The organism is Streptomyces sp. NPDC055078, from assembly GCF_053607985.1.
On the sequence record NZ_JBSGUP010000341.1, the window covers coordinates 1 to 8,722 of the forward strand.

Consider the following 8,722-nt stretch of genomic DNA (forward strand, 5'->3'; position numbering starts at 1 on the left):
GCGCGGGCCAGTTCCGGGCTTCCGCGATCGAGCACCTGGCCGACGTAGACGACACGGGCGCCCTCGTCCACGGCGGTGCGGATACCGCGCGCGACGCGCCCGGCGTCCGGGACGCCCCGGGTGTCGGTGCCCCGCACGGCGAGGATCCGGGCATCGGGGGCGACGCCGGTGACGGCGCCCTGTCCGGTGGGCGCGGCGGCGATCAGCCCGGCGGCGAAGCTTCCGTGCCCCACACAGTCCTGGCCCGCCCCGCCGACGGCGGTGACCCGGCCGGCCAGCGCGGGCGCCTGGGCTCCGACTCCGGTGTCCACGACGGCTACCGTGACACCGGCGCCGCGCGTGAGCTGCCAGGCGCGGGAGAGCTGGAGTGCCCGGTGGGTCCAGGGGCGCATGCGCGCGGTCTTGGTGGACGCGGTCGCACAGGAATCGCCGGCGGCCATCCGCAGGCGCAGCGGCGGCAGACTCACCGGCTCCGCGCTGTCGGCGCGGGCCGGTGGGGCCAGGAGCAGGGCGGGTATCGCGGCCGCCACCGCGAGGGCCATGAATCGACGGCAACGGTCGTACGGCATGCGGCACATGGTAGGCGACGTGAAGACGGGACGGGACAGCCCCCGGTCCCGTGTGAGAGCTGTGAGAACCAGGAGGGGCACGCGTGTCACGGCAAGTACTGACGGTGGGTCAGGGGCAGTCGGACGAGTTCCGGACCATCGGCGAGGCACTGGCCACGGCACGGGCGGGCGCGGTCCTCCAGGTCGGGCCCGGCCGCTACGCCGAGAACCTCACCGTGCGCACCCGGGTCACGATCGCCGGCGAGGGCGAGCCGGGATCGGTGGAGATCTGCCCGCGCCGAGGCACCGCGCTCACGCTGGTGGCGGACGCGGTGATGCTCACCGACCTGGTGCTGCGCGGTGGCAGCGAGGATGTCGCGGTGGTGGACGCGCCGCGCGGCCAGGTGGCGATGGACCGCTGTACGGTCATCGGTTCGGGCTGGACGGCGCTGCTCGCCCGGCAGACCGGGTCGCTGGCGATGCGCGGCTGCCGTGTCACCAACCGGGAGGGCGCCGGGGTCGTGGACACCTCCGCGGAGCCGAGTGTCATCGAGGACTGTGTGCTGGAGAACCTCGGCTCATCGGCCGTCGTACTCAGCGAGGGTGCCCGGTCCACGGTGCGCGACTGCCGGATCCGCGGCACCCGCGGCAACGGCGTACTGGCCAACGGCGAGGCCCAGGGCACCATCGAGTCCTGCGACATCAGCGGCACCGACAAGCCTGCCCTGGCACTGGAGGGCAGCAGCACCACGCGGGTGCTGCACACAACGGTCCGGGACAGCGCGGTCGGCGTCTATCTGACCAGCGCCGCCCGCCCGGTCCTGGAGGACGTCACGGTGACCGGCACATCGGGGCCGGGCATCGCCCTGTCGGCAGGTGCCGACCCGCTGCTGCGCCGGTGCGCCACGGCCCGGACCAAGGGGCACGGCGTGCTGGTCGCCGAGCGGTCCCGGGGCACCTTCGAGGACTGCGCGTTCGACACGGCGGGCGGGGCGGCGATCCGGGTCACCGACTCCAGCTCCCCGGCCTTCGTCCGCACGGCGGTGCGCGACTGCGCCGACCCGGAGGCGGCGGTGCTGCTCACCGAGCACTCGACGGCGGAGTTCGACCGGCTGGAGGTGACCGACGCCCGCGGCAGCGGCGTCCTGATCCGCGCGCACGCCAACCCGCTGATCCGCCGGGCCCAGGTCACCGGGGTGGGGCGGCACGGTGTGGAGGCGGGCGAGGACGGCCGCGGGCGGCTGGAGTTCTGCGTCGTGGAGCGGGCCGCCGGGGCCGGGGTGCGGATCGCCGACGGCGCGCACGCCCAGTTCGACGACTGCGCCCTGCGCGCCTGCGGCGAGGCGGCCGTCTCGGTGGGCCGGGAGGGCGTGGCCACGGTCCGGGACACCGAGGTGGCCGGCTGCGGCGACTCGGGGGTGTCGGTGGAGGACTGCGGTGAGGCGTCGCTGACCCGGGTGCGGATCTTCTCGGCCGGGGCGCACGGTGTGCTGCTGGCCGCGGGGTCGCGCGCGGAGCTGCGGTCGTGCGAGGTATCCGGCAGCGTCGGCGACGGTGTCCGGGTGGACACCGTGCAGCCGGTGACCGTCACCGGCTGCACGGTACGCGGCAACCGCGGCGCGGGCCTGACCCAGACCCGGGCCGGGAACCGGCTGGAGGTGCTGGAACTGACCAGCACGGAGAACGGCTCCCCCGACTCCTGGGGCATGGACGCGGCGGCGGGCGGCGGCACGCCGGGCACCCCTGGCCAGGACAGCGGGGGGCCGCCGGACCCGCTGGAGGAACTGGAGGCGCTCATCGGCCTGGAGGGCGTCAAGCACCAGGTGCGCACGCTGGTCAACCTCAACCAGCTCGGGCAGCGGCGCAAGCGGCTGGGCATGCCGGTGCCGTCGATGAGCCGTCACCTGGTCTTCGCGGGGCCGCCCGGCACCGGCAAGACCACGGTGGCCCGGCTCTACGGCTCGATCCTGGCACAGCTGGGTGTGCTGCCGGACGGACACCTGGTGGAGGTCTCCCGCGCCGACCTGGTGGCGCAGGTGATCGGCGGTACCGCGATCAAGACGACGGAGGCGTTCAAGAAGGCGCTGGGCGGTGTGCTGTTCATCGACGAGGCGTACACCCTCACCTCGGGCGGCGCCTCGAACGACTTCGGCCGGGAGGCGGTGGACACACTGCTGAAACTGATGGAGGACCACCGGGAGGACGTGGCGGTGATCGCGGCCGGCTACTCCTCGGAGATGGAGGGCTTCCTGGCCTCCAACCCCGGTCTGGCCTCCCGCTTCACCCGCACCATCGAGTTCGGCAACTACTCGGTCGACGAGCTGGTCACGATCACCGAGAGCATGGGCCGCTCCCACCAGTACGAGCTGGGGCCCGGCACCTCCCAGGCACTCGCCGCGCACTATGAGGCCATGGAGCGCGGCGCCGCCTTCGGCAACGGCCGGGCCGCGCGACGGGTGTTCGAGGAGATGGTCGACCGCCAGGCGTTCCGGCTGGCCACGATGGACGAGCCGGCCGAGCGTGACCTGACGCTGCTGCTGCCGGAGGATGTCAGCGAGTCCGCGACGGACCCGCGTACGGTGGCCGAGGACCGGGAGACGATGCTGGCGAAGCTGGCGGACATGGTGGGCCTCCACGCGGTAAAGCGCGAGGTCACCGACCTGGTCAGCCTGCTCACCACGGCGAAGCAGCGCGAGGCGGCGGGGCTGCCCGCGCCGAGGATCAGCCAGCACCTGGTGTTCTCCGGCTCCCCCGGCACCGGCAAGACCACGGTGGCGAGGCTCTACGCCGACCTGCTGGCCTCGCTGGGGGTGCTCTCGCGCGGCCAGTTGGTCGAAGTGGCGCGCGCGGACCTGGTGGGACGCTATGTCGGCCACACCGCGCAGCTCACCAAGGAAGTGTTCCAGAGCGCGCTGGGCGGGGTGCTGTTCATCGACGAGGCGTACACCCTCACCCCGGAAGGCGCGGGCTCGGACTTCGGCCGGGAGGCGGTGGACACACTGCTGAAACTGATGGAGGACCACCGGGACGAGGTGGTGGTGATCGTCGCCGGGTACACCGAGGAGATGCGCGGCTTCCTGGCCTCCAACCCGGGTCTGGCCTCCCGCTTCTCCCGCTTCGTGGAGTTCGGGGACTACTCCACCGACGAACTGCTCACCATCATGGAGCGGCAGGCCGAGGAGAGCGGTTACACCTGCCCGGCCCCCACCCTGGAGGCGCTGCGCACGCATATCGACGCGGTGCCGCGCGGCCGTTCCTTCGGCAATGCCCGCCTGGCCCGGCAGTTGCTGGAGACGATGGTCACCCACCAGGCACGCCGCCTGACCGGCGTCGGCCGGCCGAGCGTGGCGGAACTGCGGACCCTGCTGCCGGAGGACCTGCCTGCGGCGGGCCTGGGGGTGGGCGGCTGACGCCACCGGGGCGGTGTGCTCCTTCGCATCGGCGAAGTCGCCCCTGGTCCCCCGAGGGCCGCCAGGGTGGTTCCCGACACCCCACCTTCCGGGTTGACACCGCCTGAGGTCGACGTCCTGCGGCTGGTCGCCGATGGGCACGGCACCCAGGAGATCGCCGGTCGGCTGTCGTACTCCGAACGCACGGTCAAGAACGTCCTGCACGGGCTGACCACCCGACTGCACCTGCGCAACCGGACACACGCCGTGGCGCATGCCCTGCGGAAAGGCCGCATCTGACCGGACGGGCACCTAAACCGATTCGCAGGGAAGCTGTCGAGGACCGATCGGGCAGTCTATTCAGGGCCCAGGGCAACGGCCTTGTTCCTGCCGAATGGCTTCACTACGCTGCCCAATCTGATCACCTGAACCATTACCTGGAGGATTGGGTTCGTGATTCGAAAACTCACCACCGCATCCGTGCTGGTGCTGGCCGTACTCGGTGGGACTGCGCTGAGTACCGGAACGGCATCGGCCAGCACCTTCGCAGGCACTTACCCGTCGTCGAGCATATGCAGCAAGGTAGGCAAGCAAGGCAAGCTGGACGGAAAATGGGGTAGTTACGAGTGCAAGAATCACGGAGTGAACTGGTGGCTCTGGGTATCATGAGGGCAGCCGAATAGGTGAACAAGGGGGACTCCCGACTCGGGAATCCCCCTTTCACGCGTCCCGCGCTGTTTCATCGCGCACGACATACGCAACGCGCCGCCGAACGTGCGGCGCAGATCTCCGCGGCACACCCCGGGTCTGAGTGGCGAGAATGGAGAACCTGATGGAGGGCCTGAGCTGAGGACGGGTATGGACACAGTGGTGGAGTGGGTGGACGCGCGCGAGAGACTGCCCAGGGACGGTATGCCGGTGGCGGCGGCGACGTCGGGCCGTTACCCGCCGCACAGCGGGGCAGCGGCCGGTACGGCGTCCGGACAGGACTTCTGGGTGGTGATGCCCATGTACTTCACCACCCTCCACCGCGGCGCGGACGGGACCGAGTACCGCGACTGCTTCGTCGACTCCGACCGGGTGGTCCGCCTCCCCTACGGCCGCCCCTGCGCCGACCCCGTCACCCACTGGGCCTATCTGCCCACCCTGCCGGGCACGACCGCGCACCACCTGGAAGGTGACGGAGCACGGGCCGCACTCCGGCACGTCTGGGATGAGGGAACATCAGGAAGGTGACTCCTCCGCACCCGGAAGGTGCCACGCCGGCGGCCCGCGCCGTTCCCGGGGCGCGCAGGCGCTCAGGCGCACGCAATCAGCGGGAACTTCCGGTCGCGTCCGGCTCCTTGACCGGGTCAGGTGCGTGGACGGACTCAGCCATGCGTCAGGTGCGTGGACGGACTCAGCCATGCAGGGTCGGCCGGTAGATGAGTTCTTGGATACTGCCGTCGAGCGTCCGGCTCTCGATCAGCTCAAGGTCGAAGTCCGCCGCACCCTGGAAGATCGGGTCCAGCCCGGTCCGGCCGGTGATCACAGGGAAGAGTGTCACCTGGACGCGGTCGACCAGACCGGCGGCCAACAGCGCCCGGTTCATCGACAGGCTGCCGTGCGAGCGCAGCGGTACCCCGGACTCCTCCTTGAGCCGGGCGACGACGTCGACGGCGTCGCCGCTCGCGACGTTCGCATCCGGCCAGTCGAGGGATCCTTGCAGTGTGGTCGAGACCACTGTTGCCGGCAGGCTCCGCATCCGGGTGACCCAGGGGTCACGCACCTCGGACTCCTCGGTGCTTGCGGCCAGCATCCGCGCGAACAGCCGATATGTGTTGGCCCCGAGGACCATCCGCTGTTCCTCGTCGTACTGGGCGAGGCGGTGGTCGAGGAACTCGGGGCCCTGTTTGCCCCAGTAGCCGGTCCAGTTACCGCCGGCGGCCCCGAAGCCGTCGAGGCTGGAAAAGACGTCGAAGGTGTAGGTAGCGGTCATGATGCTCTCCTGGAGTGTGGTTGATCGCAGATGTGCCCATGCAGACCGGAGACCGCGGCGGAACTCATTGCCCTTGAGTCTGCCCTCTCGGGCCATTCCCGGCATGAGGGGCGGGAGGCGGAAGGCGATTCACCCGCCGGCTGTACGGCGGGCAGCTCCGCCGATGGCCTCGTAGTCGGCCTGGGTGCCCTGGACCATCACCAGATACTTCATGACATCGCTCCTCGTGGCTGACGCCGCCCCTCGCGGGCGGCTCTCACAGGGAACGTCGGAACCGGCGACAGGATCTCGACACCACTCCGGCCCGTCTTCGGAAATTCCTCGAAGAACTCTCCGGTGCCCAGCGGGCGGGGCGGCTCGGCACGCGCCACCCCAGCGGATGACGCGTTCAGCCGGCGAGCCGGTTCAGCGGTGTGTCAGTCGACCGGTGCGGGCCGGGGACCCCGGGCGATCGCCGCCACCCGGTCCACGATCAGATCGATGTCGGCGCGGGTGGTGCGGTAGTTGGTGACACACACACGGATGCCCTGCCGCTCGCCGAGCCGCGCGGGGCCGAGGAGCGCGGTGCCCTCCTCGATGAGGGTGCCGAGTACGGCGGTGTGGTCGGCATCGGTGGCGCCCTTGAGCTGGAAGCAGACCGCGGTGAGGGGGACGGGTGCCATGAGTTCCAGACCGGGCTCTGCCCGAATCCGGTCGGCCAGGTACTGGGCGAGGCCGAGGGTGTGGTCGATGGCGGACCGGAAGGCGTCGATCCCGAAGGTCTGCAGCGCGCTCCAGACCTTGAACGCTTTGAAGCCGCGGGACAGTTGGGGGCCGTAGTCCATGTAGTCGACCATCAGCGGGTCCTCCTCGACCGTGAGATACGAGGAGGAGAACGCGTAGGCTTCCGTGAGTCTGGTCCGGTCGCGTACCAGCAGACAGCCCGCCTCCAGAGGGGCGAAGAGCAGTTTGTGGGGGTCGAGGGCGATGGAGTCCGCCCGGGCGCAGGCGTCGAAGACCCCGCCTGCGCGGTCGGACAGGGTGAACAGCGCGCCGTAGGCACCGTCGATGTGGAGCCACAGATCCTCACGCGTGCACACATCCGCTATCGCGTCGACCGGGTCGATGGAGCCGGTGGTGACCGTACCCGTGGTGGCCACGACACAGAACGGCTCCCGCCCGGCCTCGCGGTCGGCGCGGATGGCCTCCTCCAGGGCGTCGACACGCATGCGGAACCGGTCGTCGGTGGGGATGTGGCGGACGTTGTCCAGCCCGATGCCCAGGATCGCCGCGGCCTTGTCCACGCAGCGGTGCGCCTCGGTGGAGGTGTACACCACGAGTGGGCTGCCGGCCGTTTGCAGGCCGTGCCTGCGGAAGTGGGGACGGCGGGCGTGCAGGGCCGTGGTGAGGGCGTTGAGGGTGGCGATCGAACCGCCTCCGGTGAGGATCCCGCCCGCCTGCTCGCCGTAGCCGAACAGGCCCCCCAGCCAGGTGATGACGGCGCGCTCGATGACGCTCGCGGCGGGTGAGAGCTGCCAGAAGTTGCAGTTCTGGTTGATGGTGGCGGCCACCGCCTCGGCATAGGGCGCGATGCCGTTGGGCGGGCCGAGGACGTAGGCGAGGAAGCGCGGGTGGGCGACCGTGGTCGAGTTGGGCAGGACCTTCTCGTTGATCTCGCGGAACAGCCCCTCGACCCCGATGCCCTTGTCCGGGAACGGGGTTGCCAGCAGCCCCGCGAGAACCTCACGGTCCACCTCGGGGACGAGAGGGCGCTCGGGGATGGAGCGCTCGTAGTCGTCGAAGAACGTGGTCAGCAGTCGGCCGGCCGTCCTACGGCCGTCTTCGTCCAGGCTCAGCGTCGGTTCGGGGAGCATCGCGACCATCCGCACATTCGGTGGACAACAGGGATGTGCGCACAGTAGCCGCGATGCCGACGCATACGATTCCAAATCTGCCCGCGCAGAGGGAATCGCTTAGCATTCCATGCCATGGATAAGACAGATCGAGCAATTATCGCGCACCTGATGGAAGACGGACGGCTGGCGAACACCGAACTGGCGGACCGCGTCGGTCTGTCGCCGTCCCCGTGCCTGCGCCGGGTCCGGCAGCTCGAGAGCAGTGGCGTGATCACCAGCTACCACGCCGCGGTGGCCCCGGACGCCATCGGCCGGGGCTTCCATGTGCTGCTCCATGTCGATCTGGCGGTTCAGGACCGGGCCACGATCGAGACCTTCGAGACGGAGGTCCGGCTGCTCGACGAGGTGGTGCACTGCCGGCGCATGTTCGGCCAGCCCGACTATGTGCTGTGGATCGCGGTGGCCGACCTCGACGCCTACGAACGGTTGTACATGGCCAAGCTCACCGAGCTTCCCGGTGTGGCGCGGACCAACTCGCAGTTCACCATGAAAACGATCAAGAGCACTCCGGGCTTCTTCGCGGCCTCGTAGCGGACGGCAGCACTCCTGGGCGTGGCCCCGCTCAAGAAGCGTGACCGCTCAAGAAGCGTGACCGCTCAAGACGTAGGCATCGGTCTCACGGTGGCTGACTGCCGTGGGCGAGACCCTCGAATCGAACAGGAGGGCGGACACTCACCAAAACAGGTGCATGATGCATATGTGTCCCCGGAGAGCCTCTATGTCCAACGATGCTTGTGGTGCGCAGGCAACGGGCTGCAGACCGAAGGCCGGCGCATGTCCCTCACGTGCTCGGCACGTGGAGCGTGCGTAGTCCCACGCACGCGAACGCACACACAGGAGAATCAGCAATGAACGTTCTGACCGACCTGCTCGCCGGTGTCCTCCACTTCGTGGGCTGGCTCGTCTGAATTC

6 protein-coding genes and 1 pseudogene are annotated in these 8,722 nt (G+C 70.0%); 4 read left to right on the plus strand and 3 right to left on the minus strand.

Annotated elements, in window-relative coordinates; all coding sequences use genetic code 11:
- Positions 1 to 569: S8 family serine peptidase (locus tag ACWF94_RS25195; RefSeq protein WP_453492706.1), on the minus strand; the 569-nt coding region annotated here is incomplete at its 3' end.
- A gap of 83 nt (positions 570 to 652) precedes the next feature.
- Here ACWF94_RS25195 and ACWF94_RS25200 point away from each other — a divergent pair.
- From ACWF94_RS25200 to ACWF94_RS25210, 3 genes and pseudogenes are all read left to right on the plus strand, one after another.
- A complete protein-coding gene (locus ACWF94_RS25200) occupies positions 653 to 3,958 on the plus strand; it encodes a right-handed parallel beta-helix repeat-containing protein (RefSeq protein WP_453492709.1) in 3,306 nt (1,101 codons plus the stop codon).
- An 81-nt stretch (positions 3,959 to 4,039) separates the two neighbouring features.
- Positions 4,040 to 4,237: pseudogene (locus tag ACWF94_RS25205) on the plus strand (response regulator transcription factor); the annotation flags it as partial.
- A 558-nt stretch (positions 4,238 to 4,795) separates the two neighbouring features.
- Entirely contained in the window at positions 4,796 to 5,173 is a 378-nt protein-coding gene (locus tag ACWF94_RS25210; RefSeq protein WP_453492712.1) for an AQJ64_40280 family protein, read from the plus strand.
- 163 nt (positions 5,174 to 5,336) lie between these two features.
- Here the strand turns inward: ACWF94_RS25210 and ACWF94_RS25215 are convergent, their stop codons facing one another.
- Both ACWF94_RS25215 and ACWF94_RS25220 read right to left on the minus strand, forming a co-directional pair.
- Positions 5,337 to 5,915, minus strand: coding sequence for a dihydrofolate reductase family protein (locus tag ACWF94_RS25215; protein ID WP_453492715.1), 579 nt, complete (start codon positions 5,913 to 5,915; stop codon positions 5,337 to 5,339).
- A 416-nt stretch (positions 5,916 to 6,331) separates the two neighbouring features.
- Positions 6,332 to 7,777 carry a pyridoxal phosphate-dependent decarboxylase family protein gene (locus ACWF94_RS25220; protein ID WP_453492718.1) on the minus strand — a complete coding sequence of 482 codons (1,446 nt, stop codon included), beginning with the start codon at positions 7,775 to 7,777 and terminating at the stop codon, positions 6,332 to 6,334.
- A gap of 105 nt (positions 7,778 to 7,882) precedes the next feature.
- Here ACWF94_RS25220 and ACWF94_RS25225 point away from each other — a divergent pair, with 105 nt between their 5' ends.
- Positions 7,883 to 8,341, plus strand: a complete 459-nt coding sequence (locus ACWF94_RS25225) for an Lrp/AsnC family transcriptional regulator (protein WP_453492721.1) — start codon at positions 7,883 to 7,885, stop codon at positions 8,339 to 8,341.
- Positions 8,342 to 8,722: the final 381 nt, after the last annotated feature.

Excerpts from the sequence above, each read along its gene's own strand:
- ACWF94_RS25210 (WP_453492712.1), top strand. The coding sequence starts at position 4,796 with ATGGACACAGTGGTGGAGTGGGTGGACGCGCGCGAGAGACTGCCCAGG.
- ACWF94_RS25215 (WP_453492715.1), bottom strand. The coding sequence starts at position 5,915 with ATGACCGCTACCTACACCTTCGACGTCTTTTCCAGCCTCGACGGCTTC.
- ACWF94_RS25220 (WP_453492718.1), bottom strand. The coding sequence starts at position 7,777 with ATGGTCGCGATGCTCCCCGAACCGACGCTGAGCCTGGACGAAGACGGC.
- ACWF94_RS25225 (WP_453492721.1), top strand. The coding sequence starts at position 7,883 with ATGGATAAGACAGATCGAGCAATTATCGCGCACCTGATGGAAGACGGA.